Below are 18,808 nucleotides of genomic sequence, written 5' to 3'. Positions count from 1 at the left end.
GGGGCGGGGAGCCGACGAGGAGAGGCGAGGTGTCGCGCGACGCAATCCAGCTTTACCTACGGCTCGCCGCGGCGTCGTTGCGGTCGCAGATGCAGTACCGCGCGTCGTTCGTGATGTGGTCCGTCGGCCAGTTCATCACCGTGGGCATCGAGCTGCTCGGGGTGTGGGCGCTGTTCGACCGCTTCGGCGCGGTCCGGGGGTGGCGCTTCGCCGAGGTCGCGCTCCTGTTCGGCCTCGTCAACGTGTCGTTCGCGCTCGCCGAGTCGTTCGGGCGCGGATTCGACACCTTCTCCGCCACGGTGAAGTCGGGCGATTTCGACCGGCTCCTGCTGCGCCCGCGATCGACGGCGTTCCAGGTGGCGACGCGGGAGTTCCAGTTCCTGCGCGTCGGGCGGCTCGCCGTCGGCCTCGTGATGCTCGCGTGGGCCGCCGGCGCGCTGGACGTCGGGTGGACGGCGGCCAAGGCGGCGCTGCTCGCCGGCGCGATCGCGGGCGGAGCGTGCGTGTTCTACGGGCTCCTCGTGCTCCAGGCGACGCTGTGCTTCTGGACGGTGGAGTCGCTCGAGATCATGAACACCGTGACGTACGGCGGCACGGAAGCGGCGCAGTACCCGCTGACCCTGTACCGCGGCTGGTTCCGGCGGTTCTTCACCTTCGTCGTGCCGCTCGCGTTCGTGAGCTACATCCCCGCGGGCGCGCTGCTCGAGCGGCCCACGGTGCCGGCGCTGCCCGAGGCTGCGCGCTGGGCGTCGCCGCTCGTGGGCGTGGCGTTCCTGCTCGTGTCGCTGCGCGTCTGGCGCTTCGGGGAGCGGCGGTATCAGTCCACGGGGTCGTAGCCGGAGGGCGGGATTCCGAGGCGCACCGGCCGACCGGGGGATCTTCGCGACGCTTCGGCGCGATCCGGGCTCAAGGGGCGCCGGCAGACGTGACATTGCGTGATCGGCACGGTCGAGCGTGAAGCGCACGAGAGGCACGGGGCCGAACACAACGGGAGCAGGTAGAAGTCTTGAACATTATGGCACAGGGCGGCACATATCAGCTCACGAGCACCTCTGTGCTGCGGTGGGATGTCACGGGCGACGAACTCTCTCTCGGCGGGCCGAGATCATGTCGACATGCGCTCGACCGATGATTCCTGCCCGAGCAACGAGGGCGTGACGCCGCGAGCGCCTCTGCCCCGTCTCCGGTGCGCTGCAGCGGCTCTCGCGCGGGAACGCAGACTGGCATGTTTGATGCTGAGTCGCCGAGCTTCTCAGGGAGGCTCACAATCATGACCAGGGAATTGCGCGGGCGCATCATGTGGATCCTTGGAGCCGGCGTATTTGCCGGCCTGCCGTTGTCGATGGGCTGCCAGATCGAGGTCCGTGAAGGCGGCGCGGCAACCGGCCCCGGCGGCGCGGCAACCGGCCCCGGCGGCGCAGGCGGCGCAGGCGGCGCAGGCGGCGCAGGCGGCGCGGACAGTCAGGGCTGCCCAGGCGGCACGGGCGGCCAGGGCGGCCAGGGCGGCCAGGGCGGCGCGGGTGGCAGCGACTACAGCGGCTTCTGGAGGTGCTATTCGCCCGAAGATGCCTGGAAACAGGCCAATAGCGGCTCGACGATCGAGGGCGGCGGGGCAGGCGGAGCCTGCGGTACGGGTGGACACGCCAGGGCCTGCCCGAGCGAGTTCACTCTGGGGCCCGATTCCTGCGTTCACCACACCTTGTTGGACCGAATGGACGACGGCCAGTGCTGCTATGGAGTCGAAAATATCTGCTGCATCAGCGGCGGCGGCTGCGGCCGCCCGTTCCTCGTCGGTGGCGAGCCGCGCCTGGCCGGCGTGGATGCGCGGGCCGACTGGGTGCTCGACGCCGCGGCGGACGAGCCGCTCGAGCTCGATCCCGCGACGCGCGCCGCCCTCGCGGAGGCGTGGCTCGCCGACGCGCGCCTCGAGCACGCGTCGATCGCGTCCTTCGCGCGCTTCTCGCTCGACCTGCTCGCCCTGGGCGCGCCGCCCTCCCTGATCGAGGCCGCACAGCGCGCCCTGGCGGACGAGCTCCAGCACGCGCGGGACTGCTTCACGCTCGCGAGCCGCTACGCCGGCCGGGCGCTCGGCCCGGGGGCGCTCGACACGGGCGGCGCGCTCGACGCGCCCACGCTCGAGAGCGCCGCGGCCAGCGCGGTGCGCGAGGGCTGCGTGGGCGAGACGCTCGCCGCCATGCAGGCCGCCGAGCAACGCCGCCGCGCGCGCGACCCCGAGGTCTGCCGCGTCCTCGACCGGATCGCCGCCGACGAGGCCACCCACGCCGAGCTCGCCTGGGCCTTCGTGCGCTGGGCCATCGCGCGCGGCGGCGAGCCGGTGCGCGCGGCCGTCGCCCGCGCGTTCGACGAGGCGCTCGCCCCGCCGCGCGCCGCGCGCGGGCCGGAGCGCGACGGGGTCGACGTCGCCTCGTGGCACGACCACGGCCGGCTCACCGACACAGAGCGGGCGCGCTGCCACCTCGACGCCGTGCGCGAGGTCATCGGGCCGTGTGCGCATGCGCTCCTGTCCGCGCCGGCCGCCCCGCCCCGCGCTCCCTCGGCCAGCACCGAGGCCGCCCCCTCGGCCAGCGCAGGCGTCATCGCGTGATGAGCTGAGTCGGACGGGAGCGGCCACGCGCTGTCCGGCACCGCAGACCTGTCCTCGATGACGCGTTATCAGAAGGGCACTTCCGGGATCGGGACGCGGTCGGGCTCCGGGGCTGTCGGTTGCGGAACCGGCGGCTTCATGGCCGGATCGGAGGCCGCGGTCTGGGGCGTCTTCGGCCTGGTGATCGGAGACGGTCGTGACGCCGTTGCGGAGGGGGATGGGCGCCCCCTCGCATCCCTGGGAGCGGCCGCGGCCGATCTCGCCGCGGGCGCAGCCGGCTCACCGGACGTCGCGCTCGGCGGCGGCTCGGGCGGGGACGCCTCGCCGGGCGTCACGCTCGGCTGAGGCTCAGGCCACGCCAGCGGCTCCGCCGGCCGTGGAGCCGCGGTCTGCTCGGGGACGGAGGCTGCCGCGGGGGCGGCCTCTGCGCCCGTCGCGCCCCGGCCCCCCGCGCTGCCCTGGCTGACGGCGGCGGTGACGCCGGCGCCGAGGAGCACCGTCATCGTGACGCCGAGCGCCAGCCGCGCGCGCGAAGGCCTCTGATGCGCGGCCTCCCGCGCCGTCGAGCTGGCGCCGGTCAGGGTGCCTGGCCTCATCGAGCGGGGCGCGACCTCGGGCGTGACGAGCTCCAGATCGTCGAGCGATATCGTCATGCCAGGGCTCGGCTGAGAGGAGCTCGGCGCGCCGGAGCACGCCTGATGCAGATCCGGGATCGACGGCGACGCCATGCCCGCGAGCCGGCGGAGCTCGCCCATCATCTCTCCGATCGACTGGAACCTCTGCGCCCGGTCGCGGGCCAGCGCCCGCGCGAAGAACGCGTCGATCGTCGGCGGCAGATCGGGCGCGAGCCCGGTCGCGCTCGGCTGGGGCGCGACCAGGATGTTGGCGATCACCGCGCCGAGCTGATCGCCCTGGAAGGGGAGCTCGCCAGTGACGGCGTAGAACAGGATGACCGCGAGCGACCAGAGATCGCTGCGCTGGTCCACGTCCTTCTCGCCTCGGACCTGCTCGGGGCTCATGTAATGGGGTGAGCCGAGCAGCTCGCCGGTGCGCGTCACCTCGTCGGTGAGCCGGGCGCCTGTCTCCTTGACGATGCCGAAATCGAGGACCTTGACGATCTCGTCCTGCTCCTCTTCCACGCGCACGAGGAAGAGGTTGGCGGGCTTGAGGTCGCGGTGGACGAGGCCGGCGTCGTGCGCGCGGCGGATCGCCTTGCCGGCCTGCGCGAGGATCCGCGTGGCGTCCGCGAGAGAGAGCCGGCCGACGCGCTCGAGCCGCGTGCCGAGGTCCTCGCCCTGGAGCAGCTCCATCACGAGGTACGGGGTGTCGTCGTCAATGCCATAGTCCTGGACGTAGACGACATGCGGACTCCGGAGGTTCGCGGCGATCCTCGCCTCGCGCTCGAAGCGGGCCAGGAACGCGGCCGACGTCGCAAACGTCGGCGCCATGAACTTGACCGCGACGGGAGAGCCGAGGTTGATGTGCCGCGCCAGCCACACCGAGCCCATCCCGCCGCGCGAGAGCGGACGCTCGAGACGGTACTTCCCACCTACGACGGAATCCGGGGCGTAATGCATGGCGATGGCTTCCTTCTGGATGCCAAGGGAGGTGGGATGAGCGTACAGGATAGGAAAGGCTCCGGCCATGATGAGGCGGGAGATGTCGAGAGATTGTCCTTGTGTGCGCGACGTTCCGGGCGCCTTTGCGCTTCACACAGCGACGCGGCGACTGGCACGTTGGACGATCGCCGGGAGCCAGGTTCGGGAGCGGTGCTCCGGCCCCGAGTACGCGGCGGGTCGGCATGGTGACAACGTCACGTTCGACTACGCGCCGTTCGCGGCGTACACGCGCGGCTCCCCCGAGGCCACGGTGACCCAGCGCTACGCGGCGAGCGCCGGCTCCGCCGAGGGCATCGCGCGCGCCCCCGACGGGACGCTCTGGGTAGCAGGCCTCTTCTACGGATCCATCGATGTCGGCTCGGGGCCCGTCGAGTCGCCGAGCACGAGCGGATTCGTCCTTCGCGTCCTGCCCCCCTGAGGTAGTGTCGGCGTATGCACCTGCGCCCCTACCGCATCGATGTCCCCGAAGCGACGCTCGACGACCTTCGCCGGCGCCTTGCATTGACCCGCTTTCCGGATCCGCTCCCCGGCGGCGGGTGGGCTCACGGCGCCGACGTGGCCTATGTGCGCGAGCTCTGCGAGCACTGGCGCGCTCGCTACGACTGGCGCAGCCACGAGGCGGCGCTCAACCGCATCCCTCAGTATCTCTGCGAGATCGATGGCGTCGATCTGCACTTCTGGCACGCGCGCGGCAAGGGGCCGGACCCGATCCCGCTCCTCCTCCTCCACGGCTGGCCGGGATCGATGTGCGAGTTTCACCACCTGATCGGCCCGCTCACCGATCCGGCCGCGCACGGCGGCGATCCGGCGGACGCGTTCGACGTCGTGGTTCCGGCGCTGCCGGGGTTCGGGTTCGGCGGCAAGCCGCGCGAGCCCGGGTGGGACGTCCGCCGCGTCGCCGCGGCGTTCGACCGGCTCATGGTCGAGGCGCTGGGCTACCCGCGCTACGGCGCGCAGGGCGGCGATTGGGGCGCGATCGTGAGCGCGCGCCTCGGCGGGGCGCACGCCGAGCACCTCCTCGGCGTTCACGTGAACATGGTGTTCGGGGCGCCCCCCGCGGGGGAGCTGACCGGGGAGGCGAAGGGCGTCCTCGCGAAGATCGCCGCTTTCCGGGCCGCGGAGGGCGGATACGCCCATGTGCAGGGGACCAAGCCGATGTCGCTCGCGATCGCGCAGGCGGACTCGCCCGCAGGGATCCTGGCGTGGATCGTCGAGAAATTCCGCACCTGGAGCGATTGCGGCGGGGACGTCGAGCGCGCCTTCTCGAAGGATCAGCTGCTCACCAACACGATGTTCTACTGGGCGCCGAACAGCATCGCCAGCGCCGCCAACCTCTATTACGAGACGGCCCACGACGAGGAGATGCCGCCGTACCTCCTCGACAGGATCGAGGCGCCGACCGCCGTGGCCGATTTCCCGAAGGAGATCTACCGCGCGCCGCGCGACTGGGTCGCGCGCCGGGCCAACCTGGTACGGTGGACGGAGATGCCGCGCGGCGGGCACTTCGCGGCGCTCGAGGCGCCGGAGCTCCTCCTCGACGACGTGCGCGCCTTCTTCCGATCCCTGCGCGCTCGCCCGGCGTCCTGACGCCGCCGCCGGGCCCGGCCGCTGGCGTGAAGCGGCGCTTGCGCAATGCAGCACAGGCGCGTGGCCGCGGCGCTGGAGCGCGGCCGCGACATTCCGCGGCGACCCGGCGCGCCAGCAAGAGAACGCCGGAGAGACCTGTTGCGCTCGCCGCGGCGCGGTCTAGAATTCACAGTGCCATGATAAAATTCTTGTACCAATCCAGCACGATCATGCTCGGACTCATTCTCGCCCTCGGCGTTGCGGCTTGCGGGGGCGACGACGCTGCGGGGGACACCGGCGCGGGCGGCGAGCCGAGCGCCGGCTCGGGCGGCGGATCGACCACGGGATCCGGCGGCGCGTCGACCAGCGGTTCGGGGGCCGGGTCGACCAGCGGCGCGGGGGCCGGGTCGACCACGGGGACGGGCGGCGATCCCGACCCGGATCCCGCGAATGCGCGGACCTTCGATCACCGGCACGCGGCGCTCGAGGGGATCCCGGCGAGCTGCCTCGACACGCTCAAATCGGGCGAGTTCATCTTCCATTACACCCATCGCTCGCACGGCTCGCAGATCATCGTCGGCGCCGAGAGCATCGAGGCAAACAACCCTGCGTACGGCTTCGAGGCAGAGTATTGCGACGTCCCCTCCGAGACCGGCGTCTTCCCGATGTGGGACGGGATGCTCGACAGCAACCTCGTCAAGGGGGATCAGTACTGGGGGACCGAGGCCGGGGTTAACGAGCTGCGCGCCATCCTGCGTGATCACCCGGAGATCCGGTACTCGATGTGGGCGTGGTCGTTCGAGATCTCCGAGCAGACCGAGGAGAGCGTGCAGCTCTACCTGGACACGCTCGACGCGCTCGGGCAGGAGTTCCCGGAGGTCACGTTCATCTACATGACCGGCCCCGGGGACGCGGAGTATAACCGCGTGAACCGCGCGAAGCGCAACCAGCAGATCCGCGACTTCTGCCGCGACCACGGGAAGATCCTCTACGACTTCGAGGACCTCGACGTCCACTGGAACGGCGAACGGCACACCGCAGAGGTGGACGGGGTCGAGATCCCGATGCAACACCCGCATTACGACGTGGAGGCGTCCGGCAATGCGGAGTACGAGTACACGCACACGACGCAGGAGAGCTGTGAGGTCAAGGCCCGCGCCTTTTGGCGCATGATGGCCGAGCTCGAGGGGTGCAGCGCGCAGTGACCGGCGGTAGCCGCATGGTCGCTGCACGGCGACAGCGCGGCGCGCAGCGTACGATGAAGGCCAGCGCCCGGGCGCGGCGATGACCTCGGTGGGGACCCGCGTCGTTCACGAGGCGCTCGGTCGGCTGCTCGGGCTGCCGGTGGCACCGGAGGGGTGAGCAGGCCTGGGCCGAACGGCGCGCCCGCCGCTCGCGTGGACTCCGCTGCCCGAGCCTTGCCGCTCGCCAGCGCCCGGCCTCGACGCCGTGGAGCTGCTGCCGAGGGCCGTGGATCGCGGCGTCGCCTTCGTGCCCGGCGCCGCCTTCAATGATGCGGACGCAGCGGACGTGTGCACACTGCGCCTGTCCTTACCGCTTCGGTGGAGCAGATCGACGCGGGCGGGGGCCGGGTTGTGCTCGCGCAGTTCCGCGAGATTGAGCGGCAGGTCACGGCGCCCATGGCCGCGGCAACGCGCGTCCGCATCGTGTGCGAGTGTTACACCGCGTACCGCTGGTTGTCCTCGGCGATGGCGAACCTCCGACGCAGGCTGCCTCGCCTCGACGTAGAACTCGCGGTGGAGCACACCGGGGATCCGGGATCCGCGCTCGCAGGGCGCCGTGGAGCGCCTGGTCACCGCGCTCGAGAGCTCGGTGCCGCGGCTCTACACGCGCGCGGGCTGAGGCGCACACGGTCACGACGGCCGCCGCTCTGGTCGTCGCGAGGGCTTTGCTGGCTGAGCCGGCCCGGGCGCCAGCCGAGGGGTGAGATGCGCGCCAGCTCGTGTATAATCGTGTCATGAAACGTGGTCTTCGTTCTGCGTTGCTTGCCGCGTTGCCGGCGCTGACGGGCGCATCGTGCGGGGCGCTGCTCGGCCTTGATGACTTCACCGACGCTCAAGCGCCGGGCGGCGGGGGTAGCGGAGGGATCGACTCCTCCTCCTCGGGCGGCGCAGATGGATCAGGGGGCGCACCGGGGGGCGGAGGCTCAGTCGGCGCTCCCGCCGGTGTGTGCGCTCCGAACAGCGACATGCGGTGCTCGGGGAACACGCCGCAGCGGTGTGACGACCGCGGAGTGTGGCAAGACGAGGCGCCGTGCCCCGCCAGGGCGCCGGTGTGCCGCGGAGGAACCTGTGTGACACCTCCGAGCTGCGCCGGCCTGGCACCGACGTGCGGGCCGATGAGAAACGAGAGCTGCTGCGCGACTACGGCGGTGCCGGGCGGGAGCTTCAACCGGAGCAATGACAGCGAGCATCCGGCCAAGGTGAGCGACTTCCTGCTGGACCGGTTCGAGGTGACCGTAGGGCGATTCCGCGCGTTCGTCGATGCGTATCCGGGGAGCTTCCCCGAGCCGGGAGATGGGAAACACCCGAAGATCGAGGGGAGCGGGTGGGATTCGAGGTGGAACGGGTATCTGGCGTCGAGCGCGGTGTTGCTCAAGGATGAGGTAAAGTGCGACTCGAGGTTTCTGACGTGGACGGATACGGCGGGCGACAACGAGAGTCTGCCAATGAACTGCCTGAGCTGGTACGAGGCGTTCGCGTTCTGCGCCTGGGATGGGGGCCGCTTGCCGACCGAGGCGGAGTGGAACTACGCAGCGGCGGGCGGAGACGAGCAGCGGCCGTACCCGTGGTCGACGTCGTCCACGGATGAGACGATCGAACAGAGTTTTGCGGGGTATGGCTGCACCTGGACGGATACCCCAGAGAAGTGCACGTTCATGGATATCTTGCCTGTCGGATCGCGGAAGACAGGAGATGGAAAATGGGGGCAGGCCAACCTGGCCGGGAACGTGCGAGAATGGGCTCTGGATATGAAGGAGGACTATTCTGAAGATTGCACGGACTGCGCTAACTTGGAGGGGGGATACGAACGGGTGTTGCGGGGCGGCTCCTTCTCGGATGACGCGCGATTCCTGCTTTCATCCACCCGCGACAGCCACGACGCGCTGGGGCGCCGCCCCTACGTCGGGGTCCGCTGCGCGAAAATTCCGTAGTTACGGGCGCAGACCCGGCGTGGCGCGGTATGCCTGCCGCGTCGATCATACGATTCATGGCCTCCGACCATGCATCACTTTCGGTGCTCAAAGGCCTGATTGCGCCGTTGGTCGCGAGCTTTTGGCCGCGGTAGCGCCCTGAGCGGGCACCCGGAGATGCGGTATTCGATGTGGGCGTGGTCCTCCGACGATCGCCGAGCAGACCGTGCAGCGTTAACTCGACACGCTCGACGCGCTCGGGCAGGAGTTCCCGGAGGTCACGTTCATCTACATGACCGGCCCGGGGGACGAGGAGTATAACGGCGTGAACCGCGCGAAGCGCAACCAGCAGATCCGCGACTTCTGCCACGTGCTGTCGCGAGCCGCTCGCGGCCGGCGCGCGCGCTGCTCCCGTCGCGCGGCGGGCGACAGGGGCGCCGCGCGGCGCGCGGTACGGGCCAGCAACCGGCCGCGGCGACCACGCGCGAACCACACTCTTTCCTCTCGGTTAAGTCCCGGTTTCGCGCGACCGACATCGCCGGTTCGCGACGCTCGCGCCTTGCGGGCCGCCTCGTGCCCATGCTACGCGCATGTCCTAACAGGCGTGCATCCCCGCGCGTATACCGCGCAGGGGTGCCGCCTGGCAGCCGATCGGAGGCGGGCCATGGACAGCGCGATACCGCTCGGGAAGAAGCAGATCATCGACGGCCAGCTACGCGTCTATTACTATGGCTACTGGATCAAGGCGTACGAGGCTCCGGCCGACACGCTGCGCGCGAAGAAGCGCTTGATCGAGGCGCTGACGCGGCGCCTGTTCAACCACGTCGAGCACGGGATCAACGTGCCCGGCAAGCGGCTGGACGAGGCGCGGCGCGCCTTCGCGTCGGAGACCGACCCGCAGCGCAAGCGCGTCAAGGGCGCCATGCTCGCCGGCGCGATCTTCAATCGCGCGGCGGACATCTTCACGAAGCTCGTCGAGATCCAGGAGCTCGGCGTCACGATCGAGCCCGACAACGCCCTCATGCGCGAGTGCGGCGAGCACCTCCTCGAGGCGCTGACGCTCGGGAAGATGGTGCTCCACCGCAGCGGGGAGGAGGGGCTCGACGAGCTCTGGGGAGAGCCGTTCAAGGCCTTCTCCTTCCCGATCGAGGCGTTCTACAACAGCCGCTATGTCAAGATCGCCCAGAGCATGAGGGCGATCGACGGCATTCGCGACGAGATGATCGCCACCTTTGCGGGGCTGCCGATGTTCGCCGGGGTGGACCGCCTGGCCCGAGAGTTCGCCCACGCGGCCAAGGTGAAGTGCGAGACGCTGCGGACCGACGCCGAGATCTTCGAGGTCTGGACGTCCTTCGTCGTGTCGGCGGAGAAGCTCGCCGCCTTTCAGCCGCTGCTCGGCCCGGACGCCTCGCCCGCCGAGCGGGAGCAGGCGGCCCGGGGCGTCGAGCTGATCGTCCGCGGCAAGAACGTGATCTCGTACATCACCCGCGCGCGCGTGCCGATGCCCAAGACGACGAGCGAGCTCATGGAACGGTACGCGCGCTACCGCGCCGCGTACGGCGCCGCGCCCGCGTCCGGCGCCGCGCGCAGCGTGGCCTGAGCCGCCGTGCGCCCGCTGTCGGGCGGCGTCGAACCTTGATACGCTCGTGCGATCGACTTCAACTCGGCGCCAGGGACAGGTTCTGGCTCGTCGCTGACGTGATCTTTCCGGAGCCCGACGCGTGTGGCGAGCGTACCTGCGTCGTCCAGCCGATCTATGCCGATGAGGCCGCGCGGTCGACTTTCCTCACCACCCAACGCGCGGTCGAGAGCGCGTTCACACCGGAGTATCCGCCGGTGCCGTGAGGACCCCCGGGGCACGCGCCCGCGGGCCGGGCGCGCTCACCCGGGCTGCGGCGCCGCCACGAGCGCTATCGCCTCCTCGGGGCAGGCGACGACGCAGAGGCCGCACGCCTGGCACCGCGCCGCGTTCGGCGTCATCGCCGTCTTCCGGCCGTGGACGAGCGACTTGAGCTTGCCGCGCAGCGAGAGGGCGTCGAAATCGGCTTGCGCGATGCGGGCGACCTCGAAGACTTGATAGGGACAGACCTCGACGCAATCGCCCTTCGCCTCGCACCGGTTCCGGTCCACCACGGGCCGGAAGGCGCCAGGCTCGGCCCGGCACTGCTCTCCCGGCCTGTCCGGGCGCGCGGCTGCGCGCCGGGCCTTTTCCTTGTTCAACGAATCCGCCATGTGCGTGCCTCCCGCCGCCGCTCGTGCAGAGCGCTCAGAAACAGCTCGAGCGCGCCTCGAAGCGGGCCGCGTGGTTCGCGCCGAGGTTGCTGTCCCACGCGCCATGGGACTCGGCGGCCACCTCGATGTCCCAGGCGTTCATGCGGCCGTACTGATCGTAGGCCCAGAGGAAGAGAGCCTCCTCGGTCGCGGTCGGCTCGTTGCAGACCCAGGTGCCGCTCGAGGCGGGCGGGAGCGGCGCGCCGCCGCAGATGCGCTGTCCCGAGGCGTCGGGGGGCGGCGAGCACCACGCGCAGTCGCGGGGCGCGTTGCTCACGAGGACGTAGGCGTCGCCGTGCGCGCCCGCGCTCGCCGGGAGGAAGGCGTCGCTGCCGTTCAGCCGGACATAGAGGTTGATCTCGTGGTCCGGGTAGAGGTCGCGCAGGTAACCGCGGTAGGCGATGGTCAGCTTCGCGGCGTCGGTGCGGACCGGATCCTGGATGAGCTCGAATGGACCGGTGTGCACCGTGGTGGTGGGCCCGCAGTAATCGTAGCTCGGCGGGTAGTTCGAGGCGGCTCCATCGCGGGCCACGGCGAAGAGCGCGAGCGAGAGCGGGAGAGCAGCGGCGAGCGTCTTGCGGAACATGCGTGGACCTCCAGGGACGTGTCGGCGCCGGGGCCGCGCGCAGGGAGGGCGCGCGGTTCCGGACGAGGGGGCTACCAGCTCCACCCACGCCGGTCAACGCGGCACGGGCGGCTGACCGCCGCCGCCGCCACCGAGCTCGTCGGCGGCTGGCGCCGCGTACCTTGAGGACGAATTTGCCGAGGGCTCCTCAACCTGGGTCGGGTCGTGGGCTCCTCAACCTGGGTCGGGTCGCGGGGTCGGGTCGCGGGCTCCTCAACCTGGGTCGGGTCGCGGGCTCCTCAACCTGGGTCGGGTCGCGGGCTCCTCAACCTGGGTCGGGTCGCGGGGTCGGGTCGCGGGCTCCTCCGGGCTCCTCAACCTGGGTCGGGTGGCCGGGTCGGGTCGCGGGCTCCTCAACCTGGGTCGGGTCGCGGGGTCGGGTCGCGGGCTCCCGGGCTCCTCAACCTGGGTCGGGTCGCGGGGTCGGGTCGCGGGCTCCTCCGGGCTCCTCAACCTGGGTCGGGTCGTCGTGGGCTCCTCAGCCTGGGTCGGGTCGTCGCCGCCGGCGGCAGCGGGGACATGACGGCTCGCCGCCACCGCCGGTGCCGCTCCTCTCCGGCGACCGCTCATGGCATGGTCCGCCCATGCGCCGTGACCTCCTTCGCTCATCGGTCCTCGGGGTCCTCCTTGCTGCCTGCAGCAGCCCTCCCGCCACGACGCCGACCGGGAGCGGCGGGGCCGGCGGCGGTGGAGACGGCGGCGGTGGAGACGGCGGCGGTGGAGACGGCGGCGGAGCGCTGGTCTCGTGCGGAGGAAGCCTGGGCGACACCTGCAGCGAGACGCAGTACTGCGACATCCGCGAGCCCGGCGCGGAGGTGTGCGACGAGCACGCGATCGGCGTGTGCGTCGCGCGGCCGAGGGTCGACGAATGCCCCGAGGATTGCCCGGGCGTCTGCGGGTGCGACCAGCGCGTCCATTGCAACGAGTGCCTGGCGCGCGCGGCCGGGGTGAGGGCGTCGAAGGACACGTCCTGTTCGAGCGGAGATTACGTTGTCGGCGTGAACGACCGGGTTTACGTACACAGCGCCGATCTGGCGGCCAACCGGTGCCTGACGCTCTCCCTGGCCTGGCCGACCGAGAGCGATCCGCGCTTCGCGGGCGTCGAGCTTCCGGAGCACTGGGCCCTTCTGGACGTGATGCTCACCGCGGAGATGCGCGATTGCACCACGCCGCGCACGCCCGACGGCGACGGGCTCCACGTCGTGACCGGCGCCACCGGCGCCATGTCGTGGGAATCCGAGCCGAACACCGGTATCCCGTGTGTCATCGACATGGACGTCACCGTCGCGCTCGATGGCGAGCCCGGGGCGTACCACGTGGAGGCGACCGGCGTGGTCGTCGACAACACGTGCCTGTGGTGACGGCGCGCCGTCTAATCCGAGATGTCCTGGCTGATGACGACCACCGACGAGGGGACCTCGGAGTAGCTGTCCGCCTCGGCGCTGATGACCAGGTCGAAGCTCGTCCTGGCGATGCTCGCGCCGAACAGCTCGCCCCTGTGCATCACGGGGTCGTAGTCGAGCGTGCCGACGCGCCGCCACTCGTCGTTCTCGGGCTTCGCCCAGGCCACGAATGCCATCCCCCCGAGCCGCTCGGGCGGCGGGAGGTGATCGACCTTCAGGTTGAGCTCCGTCGTCGACGTGTTGCGGTCGATCTCGGCCACGATGAGCGCGTTCGCGTTCGGCGCCATCTCCGTCCCCTGAGAGACGAAGCGCATCGAGCCGCTGCAACCGGCGAGCGCGGCCCCCGCGAGCAGGGAAGCGGCGAGCACGAACGGTATCGAGCGAACCTCTCTCATGAGAATTTCTCCTGGCTGCCTTTGGCGTGCTGGGGCGCTTGCCGAAGAGCGCTGGCGGCGGTGGCTCGTCGCCCCGCCCCTCTCGAAGCAGCCCCGCCCATGGGTTGATTTTTACCGCAGGAGAGCGGTCGTTGCCAACCCCGCGGCAGGGGCGACGCGGCGAACATCTCCGTGGCGCTGGCACGTTGCCTGCCGTGCCGTAACGCGCGGCACGGCCTGCCTACCGCTTCACGGCGAGGGCTCGCGGCCGTCCGGCGGCGTAGGCGGCGGTTCGGAGGACGCAGCTGCGCCCGGCGTGGCCTCCGTGCCCTCCGGCGTCACCGGCGCGCCCGCCGCGCCCGCCGCCGCCGCGGCCACGCCAGCGACGATGCCCTCCCAGTGGCTGCCCTTCCACAGCACCTTGCCGCAGCGCTCGCAGCGCCAGAACTCGTCGTGGCGCTCGGCCACCAGCGGGGGAACCGTGCCCCGCACCGCGTCCTTCGGCGCGGCCGCGAGCGCGCCGCCGCACGCCATGCAGCGCGGGTCCCGCACGGGCAGCCGGAGCTCCCGCAGCACGAAGCCGGCCTGCTCCATCGGCCGGAGCCCGCGGGGCACGTAGAGCCCGCGCACGGCCGCGGTGCGCAGGAGGCGCCGCTCGAAGACGCCGGCATCAGAGCTCAGCAGCACGCGGCCCGTCCGCTGCGCGAGGCGCACGAGCTCGCCGTCGTCGATGCCGTGCTCGAACATCGCGTCGTACCCGGCGCCCCGCAGCCAGCGCGACAGGCCGCCGAGCATCGCGTCGCACAGGAAGCTCGGCTCCGCCGCCTCGTCCGGCGCCGGGGCCGCCCCGCCGCCCGCCTCATCCACGAGCTCGCCCCATGCGCTCAGGATGGCGCCGGGCCACCTGGCGGCAAGGCGCCGGACGCGAAATCCCCACGGCTCGCTCGAGCGCTGGTACCGTCGTGGTGAAGCGATCGTGGTGACGTGGTGGAGGAGTGGATGTCGACGAAGGGTGCGAGGTGCTCCGGTGCGGCCCTCGCGCTCGCCGTGCTGGCGAGCGCTCACGAGGCTTCGGCCTACTGCCGTTCGAACACCTGCAAGATACCGGAGCTGTGCCTCCAGGACGACCTGCCGCGGGGCGACTGCAAGCCGCTCCGCTGGACGGGCGACTGCATCGGATTCTCCATCCAGGAGGACGCGTCGAGCGAAGTCTCCTACCAGGAGATCTCCGACGTCCTCGATGCCGCCTTCGGGGCGTGGCAGCAGGCGCCCTGCCCCGGGGGAGGCACCCCGGGCATCCGCGTGCAGAACCTCGGCCCCGTGGCGTGCGGCGCGGTGGAGCTGAACGCGAGGGACGGCAAGACCCGGATCGTCGATGGGCTCGTGCCGGGCAACGCCAACGTGGTCGTCTTCCGCGACCTCGATTGGCTCGCGTCCGCGGGGCACAACAGCGAGATGCTCGCGCTCACCACGGTGCAGTTCGACAAGAAGACCGGTGAGCTCTGGGGGGCCGACATGGAGATCAACTCCGATCTCTACGACTTCTCCGTCGGGGACGACTCCGCTGCGCCGCGGGAAGACCTCCTCGCCGTCGTCACGCACGAGGCGGGGCATTTCCTGGGCCTCGATCACTCGCTGCTCGGTCCAGAGGCGACCATGCATTACCGATATGACCGGTCGGACCCGATCAACTTCCGGACGCTGCACGAGGACGACATCACGGGGATCTGCCAGGTCTATCCCCCCCGGGATCTCTCGACGTCGGCCTGCAACCCCATCCCCCCGCACGGGTTCTCCCCGGAGTGCGCGGAGGACCAGATGGTCGCCTGCGGGGTGTCGCCGCCCGCCGCGGGCGGCCCGGGCTGGGGCGCGCCGCTCGCGGCCGCGGCGATCGGCGCGGCCGCCTGGCGGCGCGCCGGCGGGCGCGGCCGGCGCGCGAGGCGCTGACCGGCGGGGCCTGGGTCGGCGGCGCTGGTCGACACGCCTGGACCGGCGGGCGCCTGGGCCGCCGGCTACGGCGCGGCGTCGCGGTGGCCGCGGCGGGAGAGCGCGTAGGCCACCCCCCGCTCCAGCGTCCCCAGGGTGACGATGCCGCCGAGGTTGGCCTCGAGGTGGACCAGCGACTGGGCCACGCTCGGCCGGACACCGGTGATCACGATCTCGGCCCCGAGCAGCCGCACGCTGCGGGCAGCCCGGATCAGCGCGTCGGTCACCTCGGCCCCGGCCTCCGGCATGCCGGTGACGTCCAGGATCGCGATCCGCGCCTGCTGGCTCGAGATCCCGTGGAGGAGCGCCTCGATGACCAGATCGGCCCGCTCGCGGGTCATCTTGCCGACGAGCGGCACCACGAGGACGCCGGGGGCGATGGGCAGGAGCGGCGTGGAGATCGACCGGAGCGTGTCCTCGCGGACGCGGAACATCTGCTGCTGCAGCCGGAGATTCTGCTCCTCGGCCCGCACGCGCTCGGTGATGTCCGCCGAGATGCCGCAGACGCCCGTCACCGTGCCCTCGTCGTCGCGGAGGGCGAACTTCGTGGTGATGAACACGTGCGTGCCGTCGAGCATCTCGACCCGGTCCTCGACGGCGATCGGCGCGCTGGAGGCCATGGCCTCGCGATCCTGCGCGACGAACCGAGCGGCGGTGTCCGCGGGCAGGAAGTCGTGCGGCATCCGCCCCATGAGCTCGCTCCGGGGCTTGCCCGCCGCCGCCTCGACAAGGCGGTTCGCGACGGTGTAGCGGCCCTCGGCGTCCACCGCGTAGATGAGCAGGGGCGCGTTCTCGATGATGCTCTGCAGCAGCTGGGCGCTCCGGCGCTGCTGCGCCTCGGCCTCCCGGTGCGCCGAGACGTCGCGGATCAGCGCCACGACGAACCTCACCCCGGTCTCGTCCCGGAGCGGCAGGTAGGTCACCTCGAGCCAGCACCAGCGGCCCAGGTCCTCGTTGGCCTCGTGCTTGATCACGTAGGGTATCGCCGGGAGCGTGACCACCTCGCCGGCGAGCGCGCGATGGAACGGCTCCGTGAAGCCCTTCGCTACCGCCTCGGGGTCCTGCAGCATGTTGTACTTGCCGACCAGGTACTCCCGCGGGGTCTTGTACCAGGTGCAGCAGACCTCGTTCACCGCGGCCACCACCCCGTCGCTGCGGTAGACGAAGACGGGCATCGGGAGCAGGTCGAAGACCGCCTCGAAGGGGACGCGAGGCTCGCTCGCGGAGGCCTGCGCGGTCGGCGGCGGCGTGGCTTGCGGCGGCGCGGCCTCGCCGAGCCGGCGCTCCAGCTCCTCGATCCGGGCCCGCAGGCGCGCGTTCTCGGCCGACATCGCGTCATCACCCCCCTGTGTGCTCATGGTTCCTCGCTCGTCGAGCTCACGCTGTCCGGGGCCGCTCCACGCGGAGCTCGGTCCAGGGAGACGTCTGCTCGGCCAGGGTACGGTACGCGAGCGCCACGGCGCCGACGAAGAAGAGCGCGAGCGCGGCCGGGCCGATGCCGATGCCACCGGCAGCGCCGACGCCGACGCCGACGCCGCCGGCTGGGCCGAGGGCGCCGAGGACGTTCGCGTGGAACGCGCGGAACAGGCCGAGGTGGAGCGCGGTGAGCGCCGCGCCGAGGGCGACGGCCCAGGCGCGGTGGAAGCGCGCGCGCCGGGCGTGGTGGGCGATGACCGTGTCGGAGGAGACGCAGAGGTTGCCGTGCGCGGGCGCGCGGAGCACCCAGGCCTGCGCCGCGTCGCGGTACCCCTTGCCGGCGGCGCTGGGGTCGATCTCGCGGCGCACCGAGCCCGCGATGTAGATGGCGTCGCCGGGGCGGACCTCGGACCTGTAGACGAAGGCGCCGCCGCGGCTCGCCGGCACGAAGGTGGTGTCGAGGGTCAAACGGCCGCTCGCCGGCTCGACGCGCACCGCGGCGCCCGAGGGGAGCCGGAGCGAGAACGCGCGCGCCCGGGTGTGCCACGCGCCCGGCGTGGCGCCGGGGACGGCCTGGCCGCCGCCCGGGATCTCGACCGCGATCACCGCGTCGTCGGGCGCGGCGTCGTCCGCGCCCACCTCACCGCGGAGCAGGGCGAACCCCTCGCGCATCGCGTCCGGCGAGGCCGAAGGGCTCCGCGCGCAGGCGGCGACCTGCGAGCGCCGCTGGTGGTGGAGCCAGCGCCCGATCGCGATCGCGAACGCGACGCCCAGCACCACCCCGGCGACCCCGTACACGATGAGAAGGCTGGCGACGAAGCCCATCCGGAGAGCCTAAACGTGCGGCTCCGGCGCGTCGAGACGGGCAGGTATCACCTCAGGCGAGCCAGCCCATCAGGTGCTCCTGCCGTCCCACCTGGCGCGCGCGTGTGCGCGTTGCTCGGGCGCAGCGAGGACCCTTCCCCGAGGCGCGCGAGGAACGCGAGGAACAAGACGCTCGCCAGGAGCGGCTCACCGCGGCGGCGCCCCGCGCGCCCGCGCCGCCCGGCGCCAGCGCTCCGGCAGGCGCACGAGCAGCAGCGCGAGCGCGGGGAGCAGCACGATCCCCGCGAACAGCAGCAGGATCGACGTGAGCCGCGCGGCGGAGGCGCCCAGCGCCGCGTAGGTCGCCGAGATGCCCAGGTTGGCCAGGGCGGTGACCGTGAGGAACGCGCGGCGCGGCATGCGGCCCGCGCCGGCGAAGACGACCGAGGCCTCGGAGAGCACCGGCACGCCGCGGAAGAGGAGCAGGAACCAGGGGCCGTGCCGCTCGGCGGCCCGCGCGAGGCGGGCGAGCTCCGCCTCGCCGACCATCCGCCGGAGCGCCGGCGCCCCGGCCCGCGCGCCGAGCGCGTACCCGAGCGCGGAGCCCGCCATCATCCCCGCCCAGGACACCGCCGTCCCGCGCCAGAGGCCGAGCAGCCCGCCCGCCGCCGTGCTCACGAAGCTCGACGGCACCGGCAGGAGCACGTCGCCTGCGAGCAACCCCCCGAGCACGAGCGCTGTCGCGGCGGCCGGCGGAGGCGACGCGAGCAGCCCCCGGGCCGCCGCCTCGAGGCGGTCCGCGAAGAGGAAGAAGGGCACGAGGATGGCCAGGAGCAGCAGGCCGGAGAAGCCCGCCCACCCCGCCCAGGAGCGCCGCGCGCGCGCCGGCGCGCCGGGGACGGAAGACGTCTCCGGCGGGCGGGGCGAGGTGGAGTCAGGGGGGGAAGACGGCAAACTCGAAGGTCTTTCGGCGTGCGTGGCGCCC

The 18,808-nt window shown here is 71.9% G+C and carries 18 protein-coding genes; 10 read left to right on the top strand and 8 right to left on the bottom strand.

Annotated elements, in window-relative coordinates; all coding sequences use genetic code 11:
• The first annotated feature begins 29 nt into the window (after positions 1-29).
• Entirely contained in the window at positions 30-836 is an 807-nt protein-coding gene (locus WME96_RS35260; RefSeq protein ID WP_437285973.1) for an ABC transporter permease, read from the top strand.
• 434 nt (positions 837-1,270) lie between these two features.
• On the top strand, positions 1,271-2,605 hold the full coding sequence (locus WME96_RS35255) for a ferritin-like domain-containing protein (RefSeq protein ID WP_437285972.1): 1,335 nt from the start codon (positions 1,271-1,273) through the stop codon (positions 2,603-2,605).
• Positions 2,606-2,673: 68 nt separating this feature from the next.
• On the opposite strand, the gene WME96_RS35250 is transcribed toward WME96_RS35255, so the two are convergent.
• The gene (locus tag WME96_RS35250; protein WP_437285971.1) at positions 2,674-4,182 is read right to left on the bottom strand and encodes a protein kinase domain-containing protein; all 1,509 of its coding nucleotides are present in this window, start codon (positions 4,180-4,182) and stop codon (positions 2,674-2,676) included.
• A 103-nt stretch (positions 4,183-4,285) separates the two neighbouring features.
• Between WME96_RS35250 and WME96_RS35245 the strand changes: the two genes are divergently transcribed.
• The 6 genes from WME96_RS35245 to WME96_RS35220 all read left to right on the top strand — a co-directional run bounded on the left by WME96_RS35245 (position 4,286) and on the right by WME96_RS35220 (position 10,789).
• Entirely contained in the window at positions 4,286-4,642 is a 357-nt protein-coding gene (locus WME96_RS35245) for a hypothetical protein (protein WP_437285970.1), read from the top strand.
• A 14-nt stretch (positions 4,643-4,656) separates the two neighbouring features.
• A complete protein-coding gene (locus WME96_RS35240) occupies positions 4,657-5,811 on the top strand; it encodes an epoxide hydrolase family protein (RefSeq protein ID WP_437285969.1) in 1,155 nt (384 codons plus the stop codon).
• Between the two features lie 209 nt (positions 5,812-6,020).
• A complete protein-coding gene (locus WME96_RS35235; protein ID WP_437285968.1) occupies positions 6,021-6,995 on the top strand; it encodes a hypothetical protein in 975 nt (324 codons plus the stop codon).
• Between the two features lie 1,154 nt (positions 6,996-8,149).
• Positions 8,150-8,965: a formylglycine-generating enzyme family protein gene (locus WME96_RS35230; protein ID WP_437285967.1), complete on the top strand. Its 816-nt coding sequence runs from the start codon at positions 8,150-8,152 to the stop codon at positions 8,963-8,965.
• 643 nt (positions 8,966-9,608) lie between these two features.
• Entirely contained in the window at positions 9,609-10,544 is a 936-nt protein-coding gene (locus tag WME96_RS35225; protein WP_437285966.1) for a hypothetical protein, read from the top strand.
• A gap of 98 nt (positions 10,545-10,642) precedes the next feature.
• Positions 10,643-10,789, top strand: a complete 147-nt coding sequence (locus WME96_RS35220; protein WP_437285965.1) for a hypothetical protein — start codon at positions 10,643-10,645, stop codon at positions 10,787-10,789.
• A gap of 36 nt (positions 10,790-10,825) precedes the next feature.
• Here WME96_RS35220 and WME96_RS35215 read toward each other — a convergent pair whose 3' ends face one another.
• Positions 10,826-11,176 (bottom strand): 4Fe-4S binding protein, encoded by a 351-nt coding sequence (locus tag WME96_RS35215; protein WP_437285964.1) that lies wholly within the window; start codon positions 11,174-11,176, stop codon positions 10,826-10,828.
• A gap of 34 nt (positions 11,177-11,210) precedes the next feature.
• Entirely contained in the window at positions 11,211-11,801 is a 591-nt protein-coding gene (locus WME96_RS35210) for a hypothetical protein (protein ID WP_437285963.1), read from the bottom strand.
• Between the two features lie 623 nt (positions 11,802-12,424).
• On the opposite strand from WME96_RS35210, the gene WME96_RS35205 reads away from it, so the two are divergent.
• Entirely contained in the window at positions 12,425-13,201 is a 777-nt protein-coding gene (locus WME96_RS35205; protein ID WP_437285962.1) for a hypothetical protein, read from the top strand.
• A gap of 11 nt (positions 13,202-13,212) precedes the next feature.
• Here WME96_RS35205 and WME96_RS35200 read toward each other — a convergent pair whose 3' ends face one another.
• Positions 13,213-13,638 (bottom strand): hypothetical protein, encoded by a 426-nt coding sequence (locus WME96_RS35200; protein WP_437285961.1) that lies wholly within the window; start codon positions 13,636-13,638, stop codon positions 13,213-13,215.
• 228 nt (positions 13,639-13,866) lie between these two features.
• Positions 13,867-14,484: a Mut7-C RNAse domain-containing protein gene (locus WME96_RS35195; RefSeq protein ID WP_437285960.1), complete on the bottom strand. Its 618-nt coding sequence runs from the start codon at positions 14,482-14,484 to the stop codon at positions 13,867-13,869.
• Between the two features lie 132 nt (positions 14,485-14,616).
• Here WME96_RS35195 and WME96_RS35190 point away from each other — a divergent pair, with 132 nt between their 5' ends.
• Entirely contained in the window at positions 14,617-15,564 is a 948-nt protein-coding gene (locus WME96_RS35190; RefSeq protein WP_437285959.1) for a matrixin family metalloprotease, read from the top strand.
• Positions 15,565-15,629: 65 nt separating this feature from the next.
• Here the strand turns inward: WME96_RS35190 and WME96_RS35185 are convergent, their stop codons facing one another.
• The 3 genes from WME96_RS35185 to WME96_RS35175 form a co-directional block, all read right to left on the bottom strand.
• A complete protein-coding gene (locus tag WME96_RS35185; protein WP_437285958.1) occupies positions 15,630-16,961 on the bottom strand; it encodes a PAS domain-containing protein in 1,332 nt (443 codons plus the stop codon).
• Between the two features lie 19 nt (positions 16,962-16,980).
• Entirely contained in the window at positions 16,981-17,844 is an 864-nt protein-coding gene (locus WME96_RS35180) for a hypothetical protein (protein WP_437285957.1), read from the bottom strand.
• 186 nt (positions 17,845-18,030) lie between these two features.
• Complete coding sequence (locus tag WME96_RS35175) at positions 18,031-18,777, bottom strand: TVP38/TMEM64 family protein (protein WP_437285956.1); 747 nt, start codon at positions 18,775-18,777, stop codon at positions 18,031-18,033.
• Positions 18,778-18,808 lie beyond the last annotated feature (31 nt).

Origin of the sequence: Sorangium sp. So ce406 (assembly GCF_051474675.1) — a bacterium.
GTDB classification, from domain to species: Bacteria; Myxococcota_A; Polyangia; order Polyangiales; family Polyangiaceae; genus Sorangium; species Sorangium cellulosum_G.
Note: the sequence above shows the minus strand (reverse complement) of the source record. Positions and strands in the feature narration are given on the sequence as shown.